The organism is Sinorhizobium sp. 22678 (assembly GCF_052044265.1).
Classification (GTDB): domain Bacteria; phylum Pseudomonadota; class Alphaproteobacteria; order Rhizobiales; family Rhizobiaceae; genus Sinorhizobium; species Sinorhizobium meliloti_A.
Genome location: NZ_JBQEMS010000016.1, coordinates 41753 through 64853, shown reverse-complemented (window position 1 = coordinate 64853; position 23101 = coordinate 41753). Strand labels below are relative to the sequence as shown.

Annotated in this window: 23 protein-coding genes; 13 read left to right on the top strand and 10 right to left on the bottom strand. The window is 61.8% G+C overall.

The features are described 5' to 3' along the window. Positions 1–3: 3 nt before the first annotated feature. Genes ACTJKL_RS22075 through ACTJKL_RS22065 form a run of 3 tightly spaced genes read left to right on the top strand, consistent with a single transcriptional unit; the run spans position 4 to position 3978 of the window. Positions 4–1077 (top strand): sodium:calcium antiporter, encoded by a 1074-nt coding sequence (locus ACTJKL_RS22075; protein WP_100670263.1) that lies wholly within the window; start codon positions 4–6, stop codon positions 1075–1077. Beyond that, entirely contained in the window at positions 1077–3599 is a 2523-nt protein-coding gene (gene ctaD, locus ACTJKL_RS22070; protein WP_440853796.1) for a cytochrome c oxidase subunit I, read from the top strand. The genes ACTJKL_RS22075 and ctaD overlap by 1 nt, the downstream gene beginning before the upstream one ends. 7 nt (positions 3600–3606) lie before the next feature. Beyond that, on the top strand, positions 3607–3978 hold the full coding sequence (locus ACTJKL_RS22065) for a hypothetical protein (protein WP_440853795.1): 372 nt from the start codon (positions 3607–3609) through the stop codon (positions 3976–3978). A gap of 3 nt (positions 3979–3981) precedes the next feature. Here the strand turns inward: ACTJKL_RS22065 and ACTJKL_RS22060 are convergent, their stop codons facing one another. From ACTJKL_RS22060 to ACTJKL_RS22030, 7 genes are all read right to left on the bottom strand, one after another. Next, positions 3982–5040 carry a LacI family DNA-binding transcriptional regulator gene (locus ACTJKL_RS22060; protein ID WP_275599136.1) on the bottom strand — a complete coding sequence of 353 codons (1059 nt, stop codon included), beginning with the start codon at positions 5038–5040 and terminating at the stop codon, positions 3982–3984. 106 nt (positions 5041–5146) lie between these two features. Continuing rightward, positions 5147–6427 carry a D-tagatose-bisphosphate aldolase, class II, non-catalytic subunit gene (locus ACTJKL_RS22055; protein WP_440853794.1) on the bottom strand — a complete coding sequence of 427 codons (1281 nt, stop codon included), beginning with the start codon at positions 6425–6427 and terminating at the stop codon, positions 5147–5149. Positions 6428–6429: 2 nt separating this feature from the next. Next, complete coding sequence (locus ACTJKL_RS22050) at positions 6430–7371, bottom strand: tagatose kinase (RefSeq protein ID WP_324763693.1); 942 nt, start codon at positions 7369–7371, stop codon at positions 6430–6432. A gap of 23 nt (positions 7372–7394) precedes the next feature. Further along, the gene (locus tag ACTJKL_RS22045; RefSeq protein ID WP_440853793.1) at positions 7395–8357 is read right to left on the bottom strand and encodes an ABC transporter permease; all 963 of its coding nucleotides are present in this window, start codon (positions 8355–8357) and stop codon (positions 7395–7397) included. Continuing rightward, positions 8354–9865 (bottom strand): sugar ABC transporter ATP-binding protein, encoded by a 1512-nt coding sequence (locus ACTJKL_RS22040; protein ID WP_440853792.1) that lies wholly within the window; start codon positions 9863–9865, stop codon positions 8354–8356. The genes ACTJKL_RS22045 and ACTJKL_RS22040 overlap by 4 nt, the downstream gene beginning before the upstream one ends. A 99-nt stretch (positions 9866–9964) precedes the next feature. Further along, entirely contained in the window at positions 9965–10855 is an 891-nt protein-coding gene (locus ACTJKL_RS22035) for a substrate-binding domain-containing protein (RefSeq protein ID WP_010975799.1), read from the bottom strand. Positions 10856–11012: 157 nt separating this feature from the next. Further along, positions 11013–11390, bottom strand: coding sequence for a GFA family protein (locus ACTJKL_RS22030; RefSeq protein WP_100670271.1), 378 nt, complete (start codon positions 11388–11390; stop codon positions 11013–11015). 222 nt (positions 11391–11612) lie between these two features. Here ACTJKL_RS22030 and ACTJKL_RS22025 point away from each other — a divergent pair, with 222 nt between their 5' ends. Continuing rightward, complete coding sequence (locus ACTJKL_RS22025) at positions 11613–11987, top strand: DUF427 domain-containing protein (RefSeq protein ID WP_102764284.1); 375 nt, start codon at positions 11613–11615, stop codon at positions 11985–11987. Between the two features lie 280 nt (positions 11988–12267). Further along, the gene (locus tag ACTJKL_RS22020) at positions 12268–12984 is read left to right on the top strand and encodes a carboxylesterase family protein (protein ID WP_440853829.1); all 717 of its coding nucleotides are present in this window, start codon (positions 12268–12270) and stop codon (positions 12982–12984) included. Positions 12985–13153: 169 nt separating this feature from the next. Here ACTJKL_RS22020 and ACTJKL_RS22015 read toward each other — a convergent pair whose 3' ends face one another. Beyond that, positions 13154–13663: a DEAD/DEAH box helicase family protein gene (locus ACTJKL_RS22015; protein WP_440853791.1), complete on the bottom strand. Its 510-nt coding sequence runs from the start codon at positions 13661–13663 to the stop codon at positions 13154–13156. 426 nt (positions 13664–14089) lie between these two features. Here ACTJKL_RS22015 and ACTJKL_RS22010 point away from each other — a divergent pair, with 426 nt between their 5' ends. After that, on the top strand, positions 14090–15469 hold the full coding sequence (locus ACTJKL_RS22010; RefSeq protein WP_440853790.1) for an enoyl ACP reductase FabMG family protein: 1380 nt from the start codon (positions 14090–14092) through the stop codon (positions 15467–15469). Between the two features lie 95 nt (positions 15470–15564). Here ACTJKL_RS22010 and ACTJKL_RS22005 read toward each other — a convergent pair whose 3' ends face one another. After that, complete coding sequence (locus ACTJKL_RS22005; RefSeq protein ID WP_440853789.1) at positions 15565–16320, bottom strand: DeoR/GlpR family DNA-binding transcription regulator; 756 nt, start codon at positions 16318–16320, stop codon at positions 15565–15567. A gap of 230 nt (positions 16321–16550) precedes the next feature. On the opposite strand from ACTJKL_RS22005, the gene ACTJKL_RS22000 reads away from it, so the two are divergent. From ACTJKL_RS22000 to ACTJKL_RS21990, 3 genes are all read left to right on the top strand, one after another. After that, the gene (locus tag ACTJKL_RS22000; protein ID WP_440853788.1) at positions 16551–17150 is read left to right on the top strand and encodes an NUDIX domain-containing protein; all 600 of its coding nucleotides are present in this window, start codon (positions 16551–16553) and stop codon (positions 17148–17150) included. Then, the gene (locus ACTJKL_RS21995) at positions 17138–17404 is read left to right on the top strand and encodes a GNAT family protein (protein WP_440853787.1); all 267 of its coding nucleotides are present in this window, start codon (positions 17138–17140) and stop codon (positions 17402–17404) included. The genes ACTJKL_RS22000 and ACTJKL_RS21995 overlap by 13 nt, the downstream gene beginning before the upstream one ends. Positions 17405–17497: 93 nt before the next feature. Beyond that, positions 17498–17974 carry a GNAT family N-acetyltransferase gene (locus ACTJKL_RS21990; RefSeq protein WP_440853786.1) on the top strand — a complete coding sequence of 159 codons (477 nt, stop codon included), beginning with the start codon at positions 17498–17500 and terminating at the stop codon, positions 17972–17974. 240 nt (positions 17975–18214) lie between these two features. Here the strand turns inward: ACTJKL_RS21990 and pdxR are convergent, their stop codons facing one another. After that, positions 18215–19690 (bottom strand): MocR-like pyridoxine biosynthesis transcription factor PdxR, encoded by a 1476-nt coding sequence (pdxR, locus tag ACTJKL_RS21985; RefSeq protein WP_440853785.1) that lies wholly within the window; start codon positions 19688–19690, stop codon positions 18215–18217. Between the two features lie 155 nt (positions 19691–19845). On the opposite strand from pdxR, the gene tauA reads away from it, so the two are divergent. The 4 genes from tauA to ACTJKL_RS21965 all read left to right on the top strand — a co-directional run bounded on the left by tauA (position 19846) and on the right by ACTJKL_RS21965 (position 23094). Then, positions 19846–20865, top strand: coding sequence for a taurine ABC transporter substrate-binding protein (gene tauA, locus ACTJKL_RS21980; protein WP_100670279.1), 1020 nt, complete (start codon positions 19846–19848; stop codon positions 20863–20865). A gap of 90 nt (positions 20866–20955) precedes the next feature. Next, positions 20956–21768, top strand: a complete 813-nt coding sequence (locus ACTJKL_RS21975; protein ID WP_102762609.1) for a taurine ABC transporter ATP-binding protein — start codon at positions 20956–20958, stop codon at positions 21766–21768. After that, positions 21761–22588 (top strand): ABC transporter permease subunit, encoded by an 828-nt coding sequence (locus ACTJKL_RS21970; RefSeq protein WP_100670280.1) that lies wholly within the window; start codon positions 21761–21763, stop codon positions 22586–22588. The genes ACTJKL_RS21975 and ACTJKL_RS21970 overlap by 8 nt, the downstream gene beginning before the upstream one ends. Positions 22589–22707: 119 nt before the next feature. Continuing rightward, positions 22708–23094: a nuclear transport factor 2 family protein gene (locus ACTJKL_RS21965; protein ID WP_440853784.1), complete on the top strand. Its 387-nt coding sequence runs from the start codon at positions 22708–22710 to the stop codon at positions 23092–23094. Positions 23095–23101: the final 7 nt, after the last annotated feature.

Sequence of the window (23101 nt, the reverse complement as noted above, 5' to 3'; positions counted from 1 at the left end):
CCTATGCTTGACTTCGCCGGCCTCGGACTTTGGCTGAATCTCGCGATTTTCGCGGGGGCGGCCGTGGCAGTCTGGATGGCTGGCGTCAGGATCACCGGCTATGCCAATGCGATCAGCGAGAAGACGGGCGTAGGCCAGGCCTTCATCGGCGTCGTGCTTCTCGGCGGCATCACTTCGCTCCCGGAGCTGGCGGTAGGCGTGACCTCGTCGCTCAGCGGTGATGCCAGTCTCGCGGTCAACAGCATCCTGGGCGGCATCGCCATGCAGGTGGCGATCCTTGCCCTTGCCGACATGCTGATCGGCCGCCAGGCACTGACTTCGGTCATTCCCGACCCGGTCGTCATGCTGCAGGGCGGCTTCAAGATCCTTCTCCTGTCGATCGTCGCCGCCTCGATCGTGGTGGGGGACGTGCCGGTGCTTTTCTCGGGCGTGTGGATGTGGTTGCTTGCAGCGGTCACGGGCTTCGGCATGTGGGTCTTGTCACGCTCGAAGCGCGACAAGCCCTGGATCGCGAATGACGAGGAGGTTACGCCCGAAAAGGAGGAAGAGAGGGCGCGGAAGGAGGCCGAAGACAGCAAGAAGAAATCGCTGCGCGAGGTGGGCTGGGCGACTGCCGGCTGCGGCGCCGTCATCATCGTCGCGGGCTATCTGCTGTCGCGTTCGGGAGATGCGATCGCCGAAGCGACCGGACTCGGCCAGAGCTTCATCGGCGCGGTCCTCGTGGCGATTGCGACGTCGCTGCCGGAAGTCAGCACGGTGTTCAGCGCCACGCGTGCCGGCCTCTATACCATGGCCATGTCGGATATCTTCGGTACGAACCTCATTGATCTCTTCCTTCTTTTCATCGTCGATATCACCGGAGGTGCCGACGCGGTGATGAACGGCGCCGGGCGCTTCGAAGCCTTTGCAGCGCTGATCGCGATCACGGTCACGGCGATTTTCTTCATCGGGCTGGTCGAACGGCGGGACCGGACGATCTTCAGGATGGGTTACGACTCCTTCGCGGTCCTCAGCGTTTACCTGGCGGGGCTGGTCGTCCTCTATTTCCTGCGCGACACTGGCGGCGGAGGCGGATGATGGAACTGCCAAATCCCGATACCCGGCCCGAAGGCGAGGTCCGTGAACTGGAGCGCATCTGGGCGACGCCGCGCGGTTGGCGGCTGGTGACGGCCGTCAACAATACGGTGATCGGTCTTCTCTACATCGGCGTCGCGTTTCTCTTCTTCCTCATGGCCGGTCTGCTCGCCGTCGTCATGCGCACGCAGCTCGCCCTCGGCGACAATCGCCTCATAGACCAGGACCTCTACAATCAGATGTTCACGGTCCACGGCACGACGATGATGTTCCTCTTTGCCGTGCCGGCGGTCGAGGCGCTCGGCGTCATGCTGCTGCCGCAGATGCTGGCGGCGCGCGATCTGCCTTTTCCGCGCCTCAGCGCCTTCGCCATCTGGGCCTATGTGGTCGGCGGGCTCGTTTTCTTCTCGACCATCTTCTACGACCTCGCGCCGAAAGGCGGCTGGTTCATGTATCCGCCGCTGACGCTCATGGAATATTCGCCGGGTGACAACGCCGATTTCTGGCTGCTCGGCATCGGCTTCATCGAGATTTCGGCGATCGCCGGGGCGGTGGAGATCGTCGTTGGCGCGCTGAGGACACGGCCGCCGGGCATGTCGCTCGCCAAGATGCCGATCTTCGCCTGGACGATGCTGATCTTCGCCAGCATGATCATGTTCGCCTTCCCGGCAGTGATCCTGGCGACGATGATGCTGGAGATCGAGCGGGCGTTCGGCTGGCCCTTCTTCACCGCCGCGCTGGGGGGAGATCCGCTGCTCTGGCAGCATCTCTTCTGGTTCTTCGGGCACCCGGAAGTCTACATCATCTTCCTTCCGGCCGCGGGCCTCGTCTCGATGATGGTACCGACCATGGCCCGCACGCCGCTCGTGGGCTATCACCTGATCGTCGTCGCCTTGATCGGCACGGGCTTTTTCAGCTTCGGGCTCTGGGTGCACCACATGTTCACGACAGGCATTCCGGCGCTGAGCCTCGCCTTCTTCTCCGCCGCCAGCATGGCGGTCGCCGTTCCCTCGGGCATCCAGGTCTTTTCGTGGATCGCGACCATCGCCGCGGGAAGGGAGCGCTTCCGGATAACGACCGCATCGCTGTTCATTCTCGGCTTCCTGTTCATTTTCACCCTTGGCGGGCTTACCGGCGTCATGGTGGCGATGGTGCCCTTCGACCATCAGGTACACGACACCTACTTCGTGGTTGCACATTTCCACTACGTGCTGATCGGCGGGTTCGTCTTCCCGCTGTTTGCGGCGATCTATTACTGGATGCCGCTCTTCAGCCGCCGGATGCTCTCTGAACGGCTGGGCCGGTGGGTCTTCTGGCTGATCTTCATCGGCTTCAACGTCACCTTTCTGCCGATGCATCTGACCGGTCTCAGAGGCATGCCGCGGCGGATCTGGACCTATCCCGGCGACATGGGCTGGGACACGCTGAACCTCATCTCAACCGTGGGGACCTATGTGCTTGCCGCCGGCGTACTCGTGTTTCTGGTGGATCTCGCCGCGAAGTTCCGCCCCGGCAACGGACCTCACGAGAACCCTTGGGGAGCGGGCACGCTCGAATGGCTGCCGAACGACGTCTACTCCACCCGAAGCATCCCTCACATCACCAGTCGCGAACCGCTCTGGGATCGGCCGAGCCTCCCTCAGGAGGTACGCGACGGCCATCACTATCTTCCAAACGCTCCGACCGGCTGGCGGGAAACGATCGTGACCTCGCCGATCCATGCCCGTCCGCAATATGTCATCCAGATGCCCGGCCCCGGCTGGCCGCCTTTCCTCGCGGCCGTCTTCACGGCGGCGTTCTTCCTGCTGCTGACGGTCAAGATGGTGACGATCGCAACGATCTGCGGAGTCCTCGCCATCGCCTTCATCCTCGTCTGGGCCTGGGGGCTCGACCCCGGGCCTTCGAAAGGCATGATCGAAATCGCCAAGGGCGTTCGCCTTCCCACCTATATGAGCGGACCGACGTCGCATTCCTGGTGGGCGATGGTGGTCCTGATGTTCGTTGCGGCGTCCCTCTATCTCGCCTATGTCTTTTCCTACCTTTTCCTCTGGGTCGTCTCGCCGGAGGTCTGGGCCCCGGCAGGTTCTCCGGAACCACCGCCGCTTCGCTGGCCCTTGGGGTCCGCGGCGCTGCTTCTTACCGGCTCGGGTATCTTATGGCTTGTCAGCCGCAGGCTGGGGATGTTCTCGGCATCGCGCCTGGCAATGGCGGCCGCCCTGCTTCTTTCGCTCGCCTGCCTGACGGGTGCGTTCGCACTTGAACTCCGGGGACACTTGGCGACCGGCTTGAGCCCCAATGGGAACGCTTACGGAGCCATGGTTTATCTCGGCGCCGTTCTCTTCGCTCAACTCGTCTTCGCCCTGCTGATCATGGGACTGTTCGCGATGGCGCGGCATCTGGCCGGGAAGCTGGATGCCGTACGGCGGGTGACCTACGACAGCTACGCGCTGCTCTATCACTACGCCGTCGCCCAGTCGCTGCTGGGCCTCGGACTAATTCACGGCTTCCCGCGACTGATCGGATAGGTGCGTCATGAACGATCCCGTCCGCGAACCACCCATTGCCGGCGCAATTCTCTTCCTTCTGGCCGGGCCGATTCTTTGGGGTGGACATCTGCTTGCCGTCTATACTTTCCACGCCGTGGCATGCGCCGCCGCGGGGCCGTGGGCGACCACCATCGTTCCGGGATCCATCGTCGTGGCCACACTCGCCGCGGCCGGAGCACTCTTGCTGGTCTTCTCTTTTCCGGGAAAGCTCGCGCAAACGCTTCGCTGCGCCGATCCGGGAGACGACCAGCCCTTCCTGATCCGCGCGGGGCGCCTTCTGACGGTCCTGGCCCTGACGGGCGTCCTGTGGACCGGCTCTGGGGCGCTCGCGCTTGCGCCATGCGCACAGTTCAGGTGAGTTCTAAGCCGAACCGCGCAACATGATCTCCGCGCTCAGCAAAATGCGTTCGTCGTCGCGAAAGGCTTCACCGTTACCGGAAGCCTCGCCGAGCTTGAACAGGAGAAGTTCGATCGCCAGCCTGCCGATTTCGTTGTAGTTCTGCGCGACCGTGGTCAGTGGCGGACAGGTGTAGCGGGACAAGGGATGGTCGTCGTGCCCGGCGACCCTCAGATCGCTGTCGGCATCCCGCCCGACCTTCAGGCCGGACTGAAACGCGGCGGCAATGACGCCGAAGGCGACGCGGTCGTTCGCGCAAAGAACGGTTTGCGTCGGGAAACCGCCACTGGACAGGATGCGCAGCGTCTCGTCGAAGCCGAACTTCTCGAAGTCCCAGGAGGCATATGCCGTCGTCTCTACGACCGCCGGCTTCATCTTCAGCTGCCGCATGGCTTCGACATAAGCGTCCTGGCGCGCCATGGCGTTGTTGTTGACCGGGGGCATGCCGAGATAGCAGGGCGGGCCACCCGAACGGCAGAGATAGTCGACCATCAGCCTGAAGCTCTGCCGGTTGTCGGTTCCGACGAAGGAGGAACTGTCGTCGAGCGGCGAGTCGACATAGATCAGCGGTATGCTTTGTCCGAGCGCGCTCAGCTTCTGGTGATGCGACTGGACGCCGAGCGGCGCGATGATCGCGCCGGCGACGTTCATCGACTTGAAGGTTTCGATCGCCCGTTCTTCCATCTCGGGCCTGCCGTCCGAGGAAAGGACGAAGGCGAGGAACCCCGCCTGATCGGCAATATGCTCGATGCGCCGCGTCAGCGCCATGTAGAACGGGTCCGTCGAGTTGGGGACGATGACCCCGAGGATATTGGTGCGGCGGCGGTTCAGGTTGACGGCGAAGATGTTCGGGCGAAAGCCCGATTGCTTTATCGCCGCCTCGATGGCGTCGCGTGTCTTCTTGCGCACCGATGAGGGGTCGTTGAAATATTTGGAGACGGTGGGGCGCGACAGTCCGACGAACTCCGAAAAATCCTCCATCGTCTTGATCTGTCTGGTCACGGTCGAAGCGTCCCCGCTCATCTGATTTGGTCTTTCGGAATATTCACCGATCACGGCGCTTCCGCTAGAGCGGGTTGAGGAAAAGTGTGCGCGGCTTTCCGCCCGCATCCCGCTCTGACGTCATGATCTAGACCCGGCACGCTGCGAAATAGTCCTGCAGAACGGCGTCGACGGCGGCAAGCGCCAACGGCTTGGCCTGCGGCGCGACCTCGCCATTGCGAACGCGCTCGTAGCTGCCGGCGAGAAACTGGCTGATCAGCGTTTCCGGGATCGCAACGCCGTCGAGCAGAGACATGAGTTCGTCCACGGCTGCAGCGGCCTTCGGATGCGGCCAGTAATAGCGTATGCGGTCGCTATAGGAGAAGTGCCGCTGAAGGCGCTGCTCGTCCGCCGAGCCGTGATAGTATTTGCCCCAGTTCGCCGGTTCCTCGCGCATCACCGCTTCCGTGACTTCGGCAAGCGTCCGCTCGCGCGCGGCCGGAAAGAGAAAGGCAGCGATCTGGTCGAGGCCGTAGAGGGCTTCACGAAGAGCAAAGGTGAGGCCGGGTCCGACCTTCAGGATCGCGAAGCCGTCGGCGACCAGTTGGCGAAGCGCATCCGGCATCTGGTAATCGGTGGAATGGGCCTCGAAGACCATCCCGTCAAGTCGGCCCAGCGTGGCGCTGAGCTTTTCGGCCCTGGCACGATCATAGGCAATGACGTTCTCGTTGCCGAATTCCACGCCCGGCTGGACGACGGCGCCCACGACGCGGCTGAAGGCACCGGCGGCGCCGGCTTCCTCGAATGCCGCGCGATGGACGCGCACGGTTTCTATGGCGGCTTCGGGAGCAGTCACCTCGAGCGTGTCCAGCTCTTCGAGCGCGCCGCCCGGTATCGGGACTTCGGTGCCGATGATGTAGACCGGGAGTACGCCCCCGCAGCCGCCGATGGCGTCTTCGGCGACGGCCGCGAGCCGCGCCGCGCGGGCCGCCGTCGTGGCATCGGGCAAGGCCGTCGGTTCGCCGGCGCATCCCATGCTGGTGTCGAGATGCAGTTTGTTGAATCCAGCTTTCGCGTAGGCCGCGATCATCGCCTCTGCCTTGGCCATCGCCTCCGCGGCGGGCAGATGCTTCCAGGGATTGGGGCCGAGATGGTCGCCGCCGAGCAGGATCTTCTCCCGGGGGAACGCGATCCGGTCGGCGATGGCGCCGACGAAGCGGGTGAAATCCTCAGGCGTCATTCCGGTATAGCCGCCGTCCTGATTGACCTGGTTGCAGGTCGCCTCGATCAGCACCGGCGTATTCTCCCGGCGCGCGCGCAGCATGGCGGCTTCGATGACGAGCGGGTGCGCGGAACAGATCGACGGTATGCCGCGCGGACCGGGACGCTTGCTCCACCGGGCGATGTCGATGAGATAGTTCTCTTGCATGATCAGGCCTGTTGCTCGCTGATGAATCGTTCGAGTTCCGCGCGTGTCGAAGCGCCTTCCATGGGGCCGAAGTGCATGACGGCGCGGGCGCCGGAAGCGGCGGCGAATTCAAGGGCCTCGCGGGGGCTCGCCCCGTTGAGCCAGAAGCTGACGAAGGTGGCGCCGAAACAATCGCCGGCCCCGGTCGGGTCGATCTCCTCGACAGGGAAGCCCGGCAGGGATAGCGCCGTCACGGTATCGAAATAGCTGGCGCCTGCTGCGCCGCGTTTGACGACGACGGCTTTGATGCCGGATGCGAGGAGCTCCGCGACCGCCTGACCTTCCGTCTTGGCTTCGGTAAAGAGGAATAGCTCGTCTCCGCTCGGCAGGAAGAGATCTGTCTCGGCGAGCACCGTAAGCAGCGCCTCGCGCATGCCGGGGCTTTTGAGGATCTCCGGGCGAAGATTCGGATCGAAGGAGACGGTGCCCCCGCCCGCCTTGACGATCCCGATCGCGGCGAGAATGCTTTCGACCACGCTCGGCGCGTAGAGCGACGAGCCCATGACATGGATATGGCTGCATTCGCCGACGAGCCGGGTCATTCGCGCGTCGAGCATGATCTTGCCGCAGGCGCTGTCGCGGATGTTGAAGACGAAAGCGCGGCTGCCATCGGGCCGGTAGCGGACGAAGGCGCTGCCGGTCGTGGCGAGCGGATCGACCTCGACGCCGGAAATGTCGACGCCGTCGCCCTCGAGACGTTGGAGGTTGACCGTGCCGAAATCATCCCCTCCGACGCGGGAGATGATCGCGCATGGCTGACCGAGCTTCCCGGCCTGGTCGATGAATATGGCCGGTGCACCTGAAGGGAAGGGGCCGATGAGCGGCGTCGCCTGGCGGAACCCGTCACCTTTCTCGGTCGCGATGATTTCGACGAGAATCTCGCCGATCGTCAGTATCTTGTGCATGTGGATGTCACTCGTGTCGGGGTTCAGCGCTTTGCCTGCTTGGCGCGGACGTCGAGCCAGACGGCGACGAGGATCACCAGGCCCTTGACGATCAGCTGATAGAAGTAGGGGACGGAGAGCATGTTCATGCCGTTGTTCATCACGCCGATGATGAGCGCGCCGATCAGCGTGCCGACCATGGTTCCGACGCCGCCGGCAAGGCTGGTGCCGCCGAGAACGGCCGCCGCGATGGCGTCAAGCTCGTAGCTCATGCCCGCATTGGTCTGTGCGGAGAACAGGCGGGAGGAAAGCAGAATGCCGCTGATGGCCGCCATCACGCCGGAGATCATGAAGATCAGGATCTTCAGCCGGTCGACCTTGATGCCGGAGTAGACGGCCGCCTCGCGGTTGCCGCCGGTCAGATAGGCGCGCCGGCCGAAGCTCGTCTTGCTGAGCACGATCTGATTGATGACGAAGAGGACGGCGACGACCCAGATGATGATCGGCAGCCCCAGGAAACTCTCGGTGCCGATTGCGGTCCAGGTTACGTTCTCGATCATGGCCGGCGCGCCGTTGGTGGGCAGGCTCACCATGCCGCGATAGATACCCATGGTCGCGACGGTGACGATGAAGGACGGCAAGAGCAGCTTGGCCGTCAGCACCCCGTTCAACATTCCCATCAGGGCGCCGGCAACGAGCGTCAGCGCAATCGCCGGCACGAAACCCATCCCGAAGGCAAAGCATTGCGCCCCGACCATTCCTGCCACCGCGATGATCGAGCCGACGGAAAGATCGATCTCGCCGAGCAGGATCACCCACGTCATCCCGAAGGCCGCGATCGCGACAACGGCGACCTGCTGCAGGATGTTCATGAAGTTTACAACCGTCATGAACCGCGGGTTGAAGAAGGAAAAGACGATGCAGAGCATCACCAGCGAAAGGAAGATGCCGCCATATTGCTTGAGAGCCCGAACAAGGGCGGCTTTGGCTGCTGTGTTCTGTGTCATGATTGAAACCCTGTCGCGTGAGCCATGATCGTCTCTGGAGTGAGGGCGGAACCTTCGAGCGTGGCGCCGGGCGCGCCTTCATGCATGACGACCACGCGGTCGCTCATTCCCAGGACTTCGGGCAGGTCGGAGGAGATCAGCAGAATTGCCGTTCCCTCGGCCGCCAGCTGGCGGATGATCTTGTAGATCTCGAATTTCGCGCCGACGTCGACGCCGCGGGTCGGCTCGTCGAGGATCAGCACCTTGGGCCGCGTGAGCAGCCATTTGGCGAGCACTATCTTCTGCTGGTTGCCGCCGCTGAGCGCCCCCGCCGGCGTTTCCAGCGAGTTCGTCTTGATGGAGAGCTTCCCGACCTGTTCGGATGCCGCCGCCCGTTCCGCGCCGTTGCGGATGAAGCCCAAACCCCCGGCGAAGTTCGCGAGAGCCGCCATGGATATGTTCCACTCGACGCTGTGGCCGAGGACAAGGCCCTCTTCCTTCCGGTTCTCCGTCACGAAACCGATGCCGCGGGCGATGGCCTCGTCCGGGGAACGGAACCGCACGGCCTCGCCATCGAGGCGAACCGTGCCTTCGGCGTTCTTCATGCCGAAGAGCGCGTTCATCACTTCCGAGCGGCCCGAACCGACAAGCCCGAAGAAGCCGAGGATCTCACCGGCGCGCACGTGGAAGGACACGTCGTGAAACTCGCCTTCGCGCGTCAACCGGTCGACTGCAAGGACCGGGGCGCCGTCCGCCGCCACTTGGTGCATCGGCGGCGGGTAGATTTCGTCCATGCGGCGCCCGACCATCAATGCGATCAGCGTCTCGATGGTGACTTCGTCGCGCGCATGCGTCGAGACATATTCGCCGTCTCTGATGACGGTGATGTCGTCGCTGAGCCGCATGATCTCTTCCATGCGGTGCGAAATATAGATGACCGCGGCGTTGCGCTGCTTCAGCCGGCCGATGATCTCGAAGAGGATCTCGGCCTCGCTGTCGCTGAGCGAGGAAGTCGGCTCGTCCAGAATGACGACCTTGGCATCATGGCTCAGGCCCTTGGCGATCTCGACGAGTTGTCGCTGGGCGATCGAGAGATTGCCGACCTTCTCCGTTACGTCGATGGGAAGTCCGAGGTCGGTTACGATCCGTTGCGCCTTTGCGACGAGCGCCTTGTCGTTGATGAAGCCGAAACGGCGCGGCTCGCGCGTGGCGAGGATGTTCTCAGCGACCGTCAGATTGTTGCAGAGGCTCAATTCCTGGAAGACGATCGCCAGCCCGAGCGAGGCGGCCTCCTGCGGGTTGGCGGGCCGGTAGGGCTGTCCGTCGAGAACGATCTCTCCCGACGTCGCTCCGTGCACGCCGGCGAGAATCTTCATCAAGGTCGATTTGCCGGCGCCGTTTTCGCCGAGCAGCGTATGCACCCGGCCGCGCCGGACTTCGAGCCGCATCCCCTTGAGAGCGGCGACCTGCCCGAAGGACTTGGTGACATCGGTGATCTTGAGAATGGTATCCGCAGCGGAACCATGCATGGCGGGCCTCCTTCAGCCGGACCGGAGCGTATCCGGCGGCATGCCGGATACGCCCGTGGTATGCCGCCGCCCGCAGGCGGCAGCCGTCCTGGGAGGGACCTATTTCCCGGTATAGACGCCCGGTACGATCGGCTGCTCGGCCGGTACCGTCTCTCCGGCGACAACCTTTACGGCGGTGTCGATCGCCTGTTTGCCCATCTGGTCCGGGAATTGCTGGATCACGCCGACCATTACCGGATTGCCGTCGACGGCATCGCGTGCTTCCTTCATGCCGTCGAAACCGATGACCTTGACCTGCGATTCCAGTCCGGCAGCCTTGACGGCAACGGCCGCGGCAAGGGCCGCATCGTCGCCGAAGCCGAAAATGCCGGTAATGTCGGGATTGGCCTGCAGCATGTTCTGTGCGGCGGCGAGGGCTTCTGCGCGGGTGATGCCGGTCTGGGTCGCGACGATCTCCATTTCCGGATGCTTGGCGATCGCTTCCTTGAAGCCGTTGACGCGATTGACCACCGACTGAACCGTCGGATAGTCGATAATGGCGACCTTGCCCTTGTTTCCGAGAACTTCGGCCATCAACTCGCCCGCCTTCACGCCGCCGGTGAAATTGTCGGTGCCGATATGCGACGTCACCGTCGCCCCATTGGCCGGAACGTCGACGGTGATCACCTTGATGCCGGCCTTTTCCGCCTTTGCGATCGCCGCGCGTACGCCCTGGCTGTCGACAGGTGAGATGACGATCACATCAACGCCCTTGACGATGAAGTCCTCGACGTCGGCGAGCTGCTTGTTGAGGTCCTGATTGGCGATCGCCACTTCGAGCGCGACATTCTTTTCCTTGGCTTCGGCTTTCATCGCCTCGGCGAGCTCAATGTAGAACGGGTGCTGCTGGGTCAGGAGCGATGCGCCGATGCCGTCGGCGAAGGCGCCGGATGCCAGCAAGGTGAGCGCGGTGCCGGCGACGAGAGTTTTGAGAATGCGGGGCATGTTCATGGTTTCCTCCCTTGGAAACGGCGGGCCTTCAACGTTTGCAACCAGGCAGGCGGGCCCTCCCGTCCCTGACCTTGGCAGGGAGTAAACACCATAAAACTTATCGCGCGTCAATTTTAAAAAGAACGCACAACAATAAAATTCAGCGCACGAGAAAATATTAGCTTCGGCTTCGATCCCCCGGATATTGCGGGACCGGAAGGGGAGGCAACCACCCCTCGCGCCGGACGACCCAGATCTCGTATTGGGGATTGAGAGCGGCCGGGGCATCGTCCAGCGAACCGACGCGAATTTCGGTTTCCTCTTCTCCCGGGTTGAAGAGCCGCGATCCGCAGTCGGGGCAAAAGCCACGGCCGGCGAATATCTTGACTTCGCCAGAGCTCTTGAAAGCCCGGGTGGGCCAGACGGCGAAGGTCACGAAAGAAGAGCCGCTTTCCTTGCGGCAGTCCGCACAATGGCAAAGTCCCACCCGCAAAGGTTCTCCGCGCACCTCATATCTCAGCGCGCCGCAAAGGCACCCACCTGTTCTCGCAATCATCTGCCGGCATCTCCAATCTGGCTAAGCATCGAGCGGGATCAAGGAAAGGCGCATGCCCGTTTCCGCCCGCATCCGCTCCAACTCTTTCAGATATCCGATGGTTCATGATTTTGTTTGGCCGGACCGGAAGCCATCCCAGCCCGTCGAGGCGGTGCGGCCCTTGGGGAGCGGGAGGCGTGACCCTATCTAAGAGGCGGTGCAACCACCTGAAGGCGAACGCTCATGTCAGACAAGCCGATCAGAATTCCAGGCCCCGACCATCCGATCACTGTCGAACGCAATCCCCGGCGTGTTGTAGTCAGGCTCGATGGCCGCATCGTGGCCGATACGCGCGACGCGCTCACATTGCGCGAGGCGTCCTATCCGCCCGTGCAATACATCCCCCGCAGCGACGTCGACATGTCGCTGCTTGCGCGCACCGATCATGGGACCTATTGCCCCTACAAGGGCGATGCGTCCTATTACAGTATCGCGGCCGGTGGCGAGCGCTCGAAGAATGCCGTCTGGACCTACGAGAATCCGCATCAAGCGGTCCGCGAGATCAAGGAGCACATGGCATTCTATCCGGACCGGGTGGATGCGATCGAGGAAACGTAGCGGCAGGACCCGCTCGCTCGGCTCGACCTGTCTGCCCTTCTACGAGAAGGAGAGAACGGCCTGACCCAGTGATTGCTCGCCACGCCGGAGGTAATTCTTCACTCGACAACCGGGCCGTCAGGTCGCGCTTCCGGGATTGCCGCGGCTTTCCGCGACAATCCTTCCCCGAGGCGACGGTTCCATCCCCGGGGTAGGGAGGCTTGAGTTCTGGTTTTTCGGTTCCATTTGATGCCTACAGGCGCAACATTATGAAGCAGGTGGTCGAATGACGCGGAACATCATGGCACTGGTTTTCACGGCCGTAATCGGAATGTGCAGTGCAGGCGTGGCGCATGCAGAGCAGTTGGCAGCGAGATCGAGCACCAGCATAAAGAATGATCTCAACTATTTGATTTACACGCCGGACGACTATGCGTCGTCCAGCAACGCGTATCCGCTTGTCGTGTGGCTACACGGCGGCGATCAGGGCGGGACCGATATCGAGAAAGTCAGATCGAGTGGCATTCCGAAATTGATCGAGGAGGGAAAGAAATTCCCCTTCCTGGTGTTTTCACCTCAGAATCCGAGTGAAGAGCTGCTTTATCCGATCGAGAAAGTCGAGGCGGCACTTGACGAGGTGATGTCGAAGTATCGCGTCGATCGCGCGCGTGTCTATGTCGTGGGGTTCAGTCGCGGCGCTTTCGCGGCCTGGGCCATGGCAGAACAGTTTCCCGAAACATTCGCCGCTGTCGTTCCGATCGCCGGCGGCGGCAATCGCCACTACCTTAGCAGAACAAATGAAAAGGCAGCCTTCTGGGTGTTCCACGGCACGAACGATGAAGTCATCCCTTTGTCGGATTCAGTCGTGCTTTATGAGCGGCTTGTGGGTCTGAAGCGTAATGCTCGTCTGAGTGTCTTGGAGGGCGTGGACCACTCGAGCGTCGAGCGGGCCGCCTTGAACGATCCCGAGCTCTGGGACTGGCTTCTGAAACAGCGCCTTGAGGTCGCGCCTGATTAAACCTGTCAATCCTCAGCCCTTACCGCGGAATGCGAACGGCGTCTGGTTGACGCCGGCTCCGGCCAGAAAGGCCGGTGAAGCCGGCACCGCCGCCAGTGAGCCGTACGGCAGCTAGCGGCTTTCTCGCAACGATCAGTTGCTTCCCTCCCTATCACAAGCCTGCCGGGCTTCAGGTGAGTTTGGCGAGGATAGCGTCGACGACACTTGGGACGGTATTCGCCGTGTCGATATTGATGCCGGCAGGAAGATACTCCCGGGTACGATGATAGCGGAGTACCAGGGCCCGCTCGGCCGGCTCGAAGCCCGGCTCATTCGGCCGCCCATCCAGTCGTCGGTTCAACGTCTCAACGTCGATGTCGAGCACGAAAACCTTATCGAACAGGTCCAGGAATTTGTGGAAATTGCGCGAGCCGCCACAAAAGAACGTGGCAGGATGGGTGGTGTCGGCAGCAATAGCGCGGACCTTCTCGACAGACCAGATCCAGTGCGCGTATCCCCAAGCGATGCGGTCTGCGCCTTCGGGTGGTCCTGCGAGCGCCTGGCCTGTCTCGGGGTCGCCGACATAGGCCAAAACGCGGTCACCATGGACGACATGGTAGCCCCGCCGCTCCAGTTCGGTAGCGACAGACGTCTTTCCAGTACCCGAGCCGCCTTCGATTAGATAGTTCTTGATGCCCATGGGTTTTTTTATCACTGCCTTCAATCCGGTGTGAAGACAGTCTACCTGGGGTGTGCTCAGCTAGGGCATTGCCTTACGGAAAGAAGGTACTCACAAACTTCGAACCGCCAGCAAACAGCGCTGTCAACGGCACTCCGCTTGCTAGTGCCGCTGCCGCACCGATGCCACCCGAAGCTCCATCGAGACCTTCCGGCCCCTCGATCCAGACGGACGTGCCGCCGAAAGCCGCACTTGTTTCGGTATCGGCGCGCCGATCTCCAACGGCCTCGGCATTTCGCCGCATTGCAGGAACAGCAGAGACCGACTTCACGTTTTGAAATGAACCGTCACCGAAAATGAGTTCCCATTCGGTGCCAGTGCGGTCATGTCTTTGCGACGCTCGTATGAGCCATTGCTCGACGACACACGAATCAAAGAGCTGACAGCATGGAAAATCCGGTTGCACTGAATCGTCTTTCCGAGAACACGGTCTTCCGTAAAGGCGATGTTTTCGTACTCTTCGGCGAACTGTTCGGCCGCGGATACGCCACCGGTTTGCTCGAGGAAGCCCGGCGGGCCGGCATGGAGATTGTGGGGATTACCGTCGGGCGGCGCGACGAGAACAACGCGCTACGGCCGCTTGACGCCGAGGAACTGTCTTCAGCGGAGGCCCGGCTGGGCGGCAGGATCATCAACATACCTCTTATGGCGGGTTTCGATCTCGATGCGCCCGCAGACGGCCCAACTCCCACCGATCTCCTGGCAAAGATGACGCTTGAGAGCTGGGAACACGACAAGCTCGACTGGGACTATGTGAGGCAATGCCGCGACATCGCCACTGCGCGTTTTACGGAGTCGCTTGCAAAGGTCATGACCGTTCTCGACGGAATGATCGCCGCTGGGCGCAATGTTTTCTTCGCCCACACAATGGCCGGAGGCATCCCGAAGGCGAAGGTACTCTTGGTCGTCGCCAATCGAATCTACAAGGGAACCGGAACCCGCCACATGTCGTCGCAGACCCTGCTCGACAGTGATATGGGAAAACTCATCCTGCAGAATTTTGACGACGTCTCCGCAAACACCTTTCGCCATCTCATTGATTTCAGCGCGGCGATCCGCGAGCGCGTGGAAGCTTCGGGCGGTCAAATACGATATACGGCCTATGGTTACCACGGATCGGCGATCCTCATTGACGGAAGCTATCGTTGGCAGACCTACACCAACTACACCCAGGGTTATGCCAAGATGCGGCTCGAAGGCATTGCAGAGGAAGCCTGGGCGAAAGGGATCAAGGCAACTGTCTATAACTGTCCCGAAATCCGGACCAATTCGTCCGATGTGTTCACGGGTATCGAACTGCCCCTGATACCGCTGCTGCTTGCGTTGAAGAAAGAAAACGGTGGCCAATGGGCAGACGAACAGTGGCAGGCCTGCGAGCAGCTTCTGGCAGACGGCTTAACCATGAAGGATGTGTTCGGGAAGATCACCGACATGCAGGCCAGCGAGGTCATGCGCCCGTTCTATGAGTTTTCGGCATGGCCCATGGCAAACAGCCAGGCACAGGCCGATTTGACCATCGGCACGTCCAACGAGATCACCCGGATGCATCGGGATAGCAAGTTGATGATCAGCGATCTCCTGAGCGGTCTCGTCGTGAAGGCAATCGGGCAGCTGATTTTCGGCGAATCTTCCGAACCCTCCGGTCCCGTCCTGTGGCTCAACCACGATATCGTGGCTCGGCGACTTAACGCTTCCCACCCGCATGCGAAGTCTCCCGCGCCGCTTGTCACGCAGGGAATGGAATCCTCGCATCTTGAGGTGGCGTGACGGGTTCCCGGCTTAGCTTGGAAGCTGGTGTTTTGGCCATGAAGCGACGAATCTTGCGACAGGAATGAGCCTTCATTTCCGCCACTGTCCGCCATTTACGACGATATGATCTGCATGCCGAGATCGCGAAGAGGGGTGAGCAGATCCTCGGGACACTTCCTGCTCACAATAAGCCCGTCGACGTCGTCGAAGCCAACGACGCCGTACGCGGAGACGGCACCGAGCTTTTCCCTCGAGCCAAGCACGACCGTCTCAGCAGCCTGCCGGCAGATCGCCCGCTTCACCGCCGCCTCCTCGCGGTCTCCCGTCGTCAGGCCGTGCTCTACATGGATACCGGTCACGCCCATGAAGTAGAGATCCACGCGGATCTGCGAGATAGCTTCGATGGCGACGGCGCCTACGGAGACGTTCGAATGCTTGTAGATGTGACCGCCGATAAGCTCCACATCCACCCCCGGATGATCAAGAAGAGCGGTTGCGACGTCGGGGCTATGGGTCACGACCGTCGCCTTCAAGGCCTTTGGGAGGACGCGCGCGAGCCTGATTGTCGTCGTGCCTCCATCCAGGAAGACGATCTGTCCTTCCTTGACCATGCCGGCGGCGACCTTGGCGATCTCGGCCTTGTCGTTGACTGACACATTTCGGCGCGTGGGAAGGTCTTTGAGTGCCTTGGAGGCGGGGAGAGCGCCGCCATGCACGCGTTGAAGTAGTCCTTCGCCAGCAAGCTCCCGAAGGTCTCGCCGGATCGTGTCCTCGGATAGGCCCAGCTTCCGGCTGAACTCTTTCGCGACGATCCGGCCTTCCTTGCCGAGGGCGTCGAGGAGCAGCGCCTTGCGCTCAGTGGTCAGCATGAAGGAGCTTCCTTTTAAGATAATGCAAACCTGGCAATAACCGCTGCAATTGAATCCCTAGCTCCAGCCCGTGGCGGCTCTGCAATGCAGGCTCGGGAGTGACTGCAGGAATTTCCCGAACGTGGAAGCTCGCCTAACGCGCCGCCATGATGCGTCCGTCGCCTATGCGCCGCATATTGCACGAACACAAATATCATGCAATATCGTGCATAACGTGATGGAGAACGTGTATGTCGGTTGCAGATCGGATTCGGATCGAGCAGGTGACCACCCTGTCGGACGACTGGTATGTCCTGAAGAAGACGACCTTCAGCTTCCGTCGGACGGACGGAGAGTGGCAGAGACAGAGCAGGGAGACCTACGATCGCGGCAATGGCGTGACGATCCTGCTTTACGATTTGCAGCGCCGAAAGGTCTTGCTCACCCGGCAGTTCCGCTACCCTGCCTTCGTCAACGGGTATGACGATCTTCTGATCGAGACACCCGCTGGCCTTCTGGACAAGGCAACACCGGAAGAGCGGATCAAGGCGGAGGTGGAGGAGGAGACCGGATACCGCGTCACCGATGTCAGTCAGGTGTTCGAAGCGTTCATGAGCCCTGGATCGGTGACGGAACGGCTTCACTTCTTTGTCGGAGCCTATTCGGCCGCTGATCAAGTGTCGGAGGGCGGTGGCGACCCGGACGAAGGCGAAGACATCGAACGTCTGGAGCCGACAATCGAAGAGGCGCTGAGGATGGTCGCCGACGGCCGGATCCGCGACGGCAAGACCATTATGCTCCTGCAATATGCGGCGCTGCACCTCTTCAAGGAGACCGCATGTTCACCTTGAGAGCGGCGAAATGCGAAGACTTTGCGCGCAACTTCGAGATCTGGTGCACGTCGGTTCGGGCGACGCACCAGTTTCTCTCGGCGGAAGACTTCGACGAGATCGGCGCGCTCGTCGAGAAGTCGTACCTGCCAACCGCAGGTTTCACAGTTGCGGTTGACGCAGATGACACCGCCCATGGGTTCATGGGCGCGACCGGAGATCATGTCGATGCCTTGTTTGTCCATGCTGAGAGTAGGGGTCAAGGCAGTCGATGAATGCTCCTAAATCGTCGACACTGACTTGAACATCAATAGCGCGATTCCCACAGGGTCGATCGCCCATCCAGACCGAAGGCAAATTCATAAGCGATGAGTTCAGATCCGTGCAGCATCAAGATTTGTCGGGCTATATCTACTGAACCAGAGGCTGTGGCATCTGTATTCCGGAGGTCGCGCCAAGCCTTTCTCCCCTACTTGCCAGATCTGCACACCTTTGAGGAAGACAAGGCCTACTTCCGCAACATCGTGTTCCGAGACTGCGAGGTGTGGGTGGCTGACGAACAGCGGTTGGTCGTCGGCTTCTGCGCCTTCAAGCAAGGTTGGGTGGAACACCTTTACCTCCTGCATGGCTATACGGGCCGTGGGATCGGCCGGAAGCTGATTGCGAAGGCGCAGGACCATTTCGACCATCTTCAGCTCTGGGTTTTCCAGGCGAATGTTGATGCGATCGCCTTCTACGAGCGAAACGGGTTCGTCAGGATTCGTGAGACGGACGGAACCGACTGTCAGGAGAAGATGCCCGATGCGCTATATCGGTGGGATGCCGGCGTGACAGCAGGCGTGTAACGTCGGTGTCGCGTCGGCCTCATGAAGCTTTAACAACGGCTTCGGGCGAGTCTCAGACCTCGACACCGCGCCTCGGATGTCTGCTTCTCTCATAACCGCCCTAGAAGCAGAAGGTCCGCCTCCGGCCCCTTTTCACCCTCAACCAATGGCAACTGCCCACGTCTGCCAACGTTGACACGGTCAATGTCCATCCGCAGATCGCGACTGCCCCCACTGCCACCGGAAGCTGCAAGATTCATCCTACCCCCGCTCCGCGATCCGCGCCGCGGTCAGGGCCACGCCGTCGGCTATGCGGTTGCGTGCAATCGACGAGTAGCCCATGCGGAAGAAGCGGCACGGTGCGTCGTCCTGCGGGAAGAAGGGGGATCCGGATTCGATCAGCACGCCGTCCTTGCGCAAAGCGTTCATCAGCAGGTCCGCATCGAGACCTTCCGGCCCCTCGATCCAGAAGGACGTGCCGCCGAAAGCCGCAGATCCTGCAATCTTCAATCCGGCATCCCGGAGGGCGGCGTCCATGATGATGTGGCGGCGATGATACTCCTCGCGCATCCGGTGCAGCACGGCATCATAGTGGCCGAGCGCCAGGAAATAGGCGGCGGTTCTCTGGAGGTGTCCCGGCGGATGCCGCAACATCAGCGCCCGTAGTGCCCGCGCCTCCCTGATCACGGCAGCCGGTGCCACCAGATAGCCGAGACGCAGGCCGGGAAACAGCGATTTGGAGAAACTGCCGATGTAGAAGACCCGCCCGCTGCGGTCGAAGGCCTTGAGGGCAGGGGAAGGGGGCGCCAGAAAGCTCATCTCGAACTCGTAATCGTCCTCGACGATTATGAAGTCCTTGGAGGCGGCCGCCTCGAGCAAGGCCGCCCGCCGCTCGATCGGCATCGTCGCGCCGGTCGGCGAATGATGGCTGGGCGTGACGAACACGGCATCGACCTCTTGCGGAAGCGCGGCGGGCGGCAGGCCGTCCCTGTCCACATCGACGAAGGTGATCCCGGCGCCGCTCAAGCGAAGCGATGCACTCATGTCGGGATGGCAGGGGTTCTCGCAGACCGCATGGGCGCCCTGACGCAACAGGAGCTGGATGACGATCCAGAGGGCGTTCTGCGCGCCCACCGTCACCAGGATCTCGTCGGGGTTCGCACGGATGCCGCGGCCCGGCAAGGTGCGCGAACAGATATAGTTGACGAGCTGGATGTCGTCCGCCGCCGCGAAGTCGCCCGCCATCAGCTCGAAATCCTCGCGCGCCAGCGCCCGTCGCGCGCAGTCGCGCCAGGCCGTGAGATCGAACAGTGACGGGTCCATCTGACCGTAAAGGAACGGGTAGGGATAGGCTCGCCAGTCGAGGGGCTTACGCATCTGCTTGGCCACGATGAAGGTCGAGCGCAACTTGTCCGACCAGTCGATCGCATCGGCCGCAGCATGGGCGGCCTGCATCGCGATTGCTGTCGTCGGGGGTTTGCCGGCGACACGGTAGCCGCTCCGGTTCGCCGCCTCCACATAGCCTTGGGAAGCGAGCTCCTGATAGGCGAGCGTTACGGTGATCCGCGAAATATTCAGATAGGCCGCAAGCTTGCGGCTGGAGGGCAATTGGGCGCCCGGCGCCAGGCGGCCCGACAATACGGCCGAAACGATCGTTTCACGGATCTGCGCCTGCAGGCCCGTTTGGCTTGCCCGGTCGAGGAAGAAGATCGTTTCCGAGACCGTCGAGCCCGCCATTGTTCACCTCATCCAACTGGACTCATCTAACTTCCTATCTGGATATAAGGCAATCCGGGACGTGGGCATATTTCTATTCGGCAAGCAAAGACCGTCATTCAATGTACGGCGCGACCCCGCAAAAAGCGGGGCGACATAACCAAGAGGGTAACGACATGATCCACCTTAGAAGTTTCAAGCACTTATCCGGAGCCGTGGCCATCGCCGCCGGTGTCCTCACCTCCTTCGCCGCCCAGGCGGAAACCAGCGTCGTCGTGGGCTACCAGCAGATCGTCGGCCCGTTCATCTCGGCGATCGCCGACGGTCGTTTCGATGCCGCAGCGAAGGAAGCCGGCTATACGATCGATTGGCGCCAGTTCAGTTCCGGCGGTGACATTTCGACCGCCCTCGCTTCCGGAAACGTGCCGATCGGCGTCATCGGTTCGACCGGCACGACAGCCGCGGCGACCCGCGGCGTCGGGCTCGAACTTTTCTGGATCCTGGACAATATCGGCAAGTCGGAAGCGCTCGTCGCCCGAGAAGGTTCCGGCATCGAAAAGCCGGAAGACCTGAAGGGGAAAAATGTCGGCGTTCCCTTCGTCTCGACTTCGCACTTCCATCTGCTGGTCGGCCTCGAGCAGGTCTGGAAAACCGATCCGCGGGAAGTGAACATCCTCAACATGAAGCCGCCGCAGATCGTCGCAGCCTGGCAGCGCGGCGATATCGATGCCGCCTATGTATGGCCACCGGCGCTGTCGGAACTCCTGAAGAGCGGCAAGGTCATCTCCGATTCCGAGGCGATCGGCGCGGCGAGCGTGCCGACCTTCGACGGCCTCGTAGCCGACAAGGAATGGGCCGAGCAAAACCCCAAATTCATGGCCGCCTTCACCAAGGTGCTCGCGGACGCCTATGCCGATTACAAGGCGAACGGCAGCGGCTGGAAGGCCGACTCACCGCAGGTCCAGGGTATGGTCAAGCTGATCGGCGGCGACGCCGAGGGTATCGTCCAGGCTTTGAACCTCCTGTCCTTCCCGACCGTCGACGAACAGGTCTCCGATCAGTGGCTTGGCGGCGGCGCTGTCCGGGCGCTGGAGGCGAGCGCCAAGTTTCTGGTCGATCAGAAACAGATCGACACCGCGCTCGACGACTACGCGCCCTTCGTCAACAGCTCATATGCGAAAGAAGCCTCCAAGTAGCAGACGACGCGCGCTCCCGCCCGCGCGCCGTGCGCGGTCAGGAGCGCCGCTGATACCCTCGACACAGCACTTTCCAGGAAGGCCTGCGACATGGAAACGCTTAACGTCAGCAATGTCAGTCTGACCTATCCCGGTCTCTATTCGGACCAGGCGGTCATCGCGCTCAAGGGCGTGGATCTCGAAATCAAAAGCGGCGATTTCGTCGTCGCCCTCGGTGCGTCCGGATGTGGCAAGACCACGCTTCTCAACCTGATGGCGGGGTTCATGGCGCCGAGCGCCGGGGAAATCATGCTGGGCGACCGCCGCATCACCGGCCCCGGTGCCGACCGTGGCGTCGTCTTCCAGAAGCACGCGCTGCTCCCCTGGCTTAACGTCATCGACAATACCGAGTTCGGATTGAAGCTCAGGGGTGTCGACAAGGCGACCCGGCGGGACCTGGCGACCAGAAATCTCGCGCTTGTCGGGCTGCAAGATTTCCACCGGCACATGATTTATCACCTCTCCGGCGGCATGCAGCAGCGTGTCGGCATCGCCCGCGCGCTCACCTGCGATCCGGCGATGCTGCTCATGGACGAGCCGATGGCTGCCCTCGACGCGCTGACGCGCGAGACCATTCAGGAATTGCTGCTCGAAGTGTGGCAACTCACCAACAAGATGTTCTTCTTCATCACCCACAGCGTCGAGGAGGCGCTGTTCCTCGGCTCCAGGCTGATCGTGATGTCGCCCCGTCCGGGCCGCATCACCCATACCTACGAGCTCGATTTCAACAAACGCTTCCTGGAGAACGGCAATGCACGCGCAATCAAATCCAGCCGCGACTTCATCGACATGCGTGAAGAAATCCTCGGCATCATCTATGGCGACGAGCGCCAGTCCGGGAACCCGGAGATCCTCCATGCTTGAGGGTGTCGCAAAGAGCAAGCCGGTTCGTCCGGGCAGGATCTACGGTGCGCCGGGCGACGGCATGAGCGGCCACATCAGCCTGCTCACGGCCCTTGCCTTCATCGCGCTCTGGCTGCTCGTGACCGAAATGGGCTGGATCAAGCCGCTGTTCCTGCCGTCGCCGCTCGCCGTCTGGGACAAGTTCGTGATTGCGCTTACGGAAGGCGTCTCGAACTCCACTTTGGCGCAGCATACGCTGTCAAGTCTCGGCCGCGTGCTCGGAGCTTTCCTGCTGGCACTCGTCACGGCCGTTCCCGTCGGCATCCTCATGGGCGTCAACCGGGTGGTGCGCGGTCTCTTCGACCCGATCATCGAATTCTACCGGCCGCTGCCGCCGCTCGCCTATCTGCCGCTGATCATCATCTGGCTCGGCATCGGCGAATTCCCGAAAGTGTTCCTGATCTATCTGGCGATCTTTGCGCCGATGGCGATCGCCGCCAGAGCCGGTGTCCGCTCGGTCTCGACTGAACAGATCCATGCGGCCTATGCGATGGGCGCGACGCGAGCCCAGGTGATCAGGCATGTGATCCTGAAGGCTGCCCTGCCGGAGATATTCACCGGCATGCGTATCGGAATCGGCGTCGGCTGGACTACGCTCGTCGCCGCCGAAATGGTGGCCGCCCATCGTGGCCTCGGCTTCATGGTGCTGAATGCCGCCGAATATCTCGCCAGCGATACGGTCATCATGGGCATCGTCGTCATCGGCGTCTTCGCTTTCGCCTTCGATCTGATGATCCGCTACCTCGAAAAGGCGCTCATTCCCTGGAAGGGCAAAGTGTGACGGCAGCCGATCGGACGTAGTCGGCGGCGCCCCGGACAACCTTTTCCAACCCATTTCAACGGGCTTAGGGCCGCCCGCCCGGCGAAGCTATGCCCAGGCATGAACAAAGGAATTTCGACATGACTGCCGAAGATCTCGCAAAGCTTTTCGACGCCTTCAACAGGCACGACATCGACGACGTCATGGCCTTTTTCGCCGCCGATTGCGTCTTCAACGCCGTTGCCGGGCCGGAGGCCTGCGGCAAGCGCATCGTCGGCGCTGCGGCGATTGCCGATGCCTTCTCAGGTGTATGGACGGCAATGCGGGATGCCCATTGGGATCATCACAGCCACTTCGTCCACGCTGATCGCGCCGTCTCCGAGTGGACGTTCTCAGGCACCAATGAGGACGGCTCGCGCATCGTCGCGGAAGGCTGCGATCTCTTCACGCTTCGCGACGGAAAGATCGTCCGCAAGCAGGCATTCCGAAAGAGCCGGCCGCTCATCGAACCGCAGCCGAGATACTGAGAGCCTC

Bases quoted from the DNA above. Each gene is read 5' to 3' on its own strand.
- ACTJKL_RS22075 (WP_100670263.1), top strand. From the start codon at position 4: ATGCTTGACTTCGCCGGCCTCGGACTTTGGCTGAATCTCGCGATTTTC.
- ctaD (WP_440853796.1), top strand. From the start codon at position 1,077: ATGGAACTGCCAAATCCCGATACCCGGCCCGAAGGCGAGGTCCGTGAA.
- ACTJKL_RS22065 (WP_440853795.1), top strand. From the start codon at position 3,607: ATGAACGATCCCGTCCGCGAACCACCCATTGCCGGCGCAATTCTCTTC.
- ACTJKL_RS22060 (WP_275599136.1), bottom strand. From the start codon at position 5,040: ATGAGCGGGGACGCTTCGACCGTGACCAGACAGATCAAGACGATGGAG.
- ACTJKL_RS22055 (WP_440853794.1), bottom strand. From the start codon at position 6,427: ATGCAAGAGAACTATCTCATCGACATCGCCCGGTGGAGCAAGCGTCCC.
- ACTJKL_RS22050 (WP_324763693.1), bottom strand. From the start codon at position 7,371: ATGCACAAGATACTGACGATCGGCGAGATTCTCGTCGAAATCATCGCG.
- ACTJKL_RS22045 (WP_440853793.1), bottom strand. From the start codon at position 8,357: ATGACACAGAACACAGCAGCCAAAGCCGCCCTTGTTCGGGCTCTCAAG.
- ACTJKL_RS22040 (WP_440853792.1), bottom strand. From the start codon at position 9,865: ATGCATGGTTCCGCTGCGGATACCATTCTCAAGATCACCGATGTCACC.
- ACTJKL_RS22035 (WP_010975799.1), bottom strand. From the start codon at position 10,855: ATGAACATGCCCCGCATTCTCAAAACTCTCGTCGCCGGCACCGCGCTC.
- ACTJKL_RS22030 (WP_100670271.1), bottom strand. From the start codon at position 11,390: ATGATTGCGAGAACAGGTGGGTGCCTTTGCGGCGCGCTGAGATATGAG.
- ACTJKL_RS22025 (WP_102764284.1), top strand. From the start codon at position 11,613: ATGTCAGACAAGCCGATCAGAATTCCAGGCCCCGACCATCCGATCACT.
- ACTJKL_RS22020 (WP_440853829.1), top strand. From the start codon at position 12,268: ATGGCACTGGTTTTCACGGCCGTAATCGGAATGTGCAGTGCAGGCGTG.
- ACTJKL_RS22015 (WP_440853791.1), bottom strand. From the start codon at position 13,663: ATGGGCATCAAGAACTATCTAATCGAAGGCGGCTCGGGTACTGGAAAG.
- ACTJKL_RS22010 (WP_440853790.1), top strand. From the start codon at position 14,090: ATGGAAAATCCGGTTGCACTGAATCGTCTTTCCGAGAACACGGTCTTC.
- ACTJKL_RS22005 (WP_440853789.1), bottom strand. From the start codon at position 16,320: ATGCTGACCACTGAGCGCAAGGCGCTGCTCCTCGACGCCCTCGGCAAG.
- ACTJKL_RS22000 (WP_440853788.1), top strand. From the start codon at position 16,551: ATGTCGGTTGCAGATCGGATTCGGATCGAGCAGGTGACCACCCTGTCG.
- ACTJKL_RS21995 (WP_440853787.1), top strand. From the start codon at position 17,138: ATGTTCACCTTGAGAGCGGCGAAATGCGAAGACTTTGCGCGCAACTTC.
- ACTJKL_RS21990 (WP_440853786.1), top strand. From the start codon at position 17,498: ATGAGTTCAGATCCGTGCAGCATCAAGATTTGTCGGGCTATATCTACT.
- pdxR (WP_440853785.1), bottom strand. From the start codon at position 19,690: ATGGCGGGCTCGACGGTCTCGGAAACGATCTTCTTCCTCGACCGGGCA.
- tauA (WP_100670279.1), top strand. From the start codon at position 19,846: ATGATCCACCTTAGAAGTTTCAAGCACTTATCCGGAGCCGTGGCCATC.
- ACTJKL_RS21975 (WP_102762609.1), top strand. From the start codon at position 20,956: ATGGAAACGCTTAACGTCAGCAATGTCAGTCTGACCTATCCCGGTCTC.
- ACTJKL_RS21970 (WP_100670280.1), top strand. From the start codon at position 21,761: ATGCTTGAGGGTGTCGCAAAGAGCAAGCCGGTTCGTCCGGGCAGGATC.
- ACTJKL_RS21965 (WP_440853784.1), top strand. From the start codon at position 22,708: ATGACTGCCGAAGATCTCGCAAAGCTTTTCGACGCCTTCAACAGGCAC.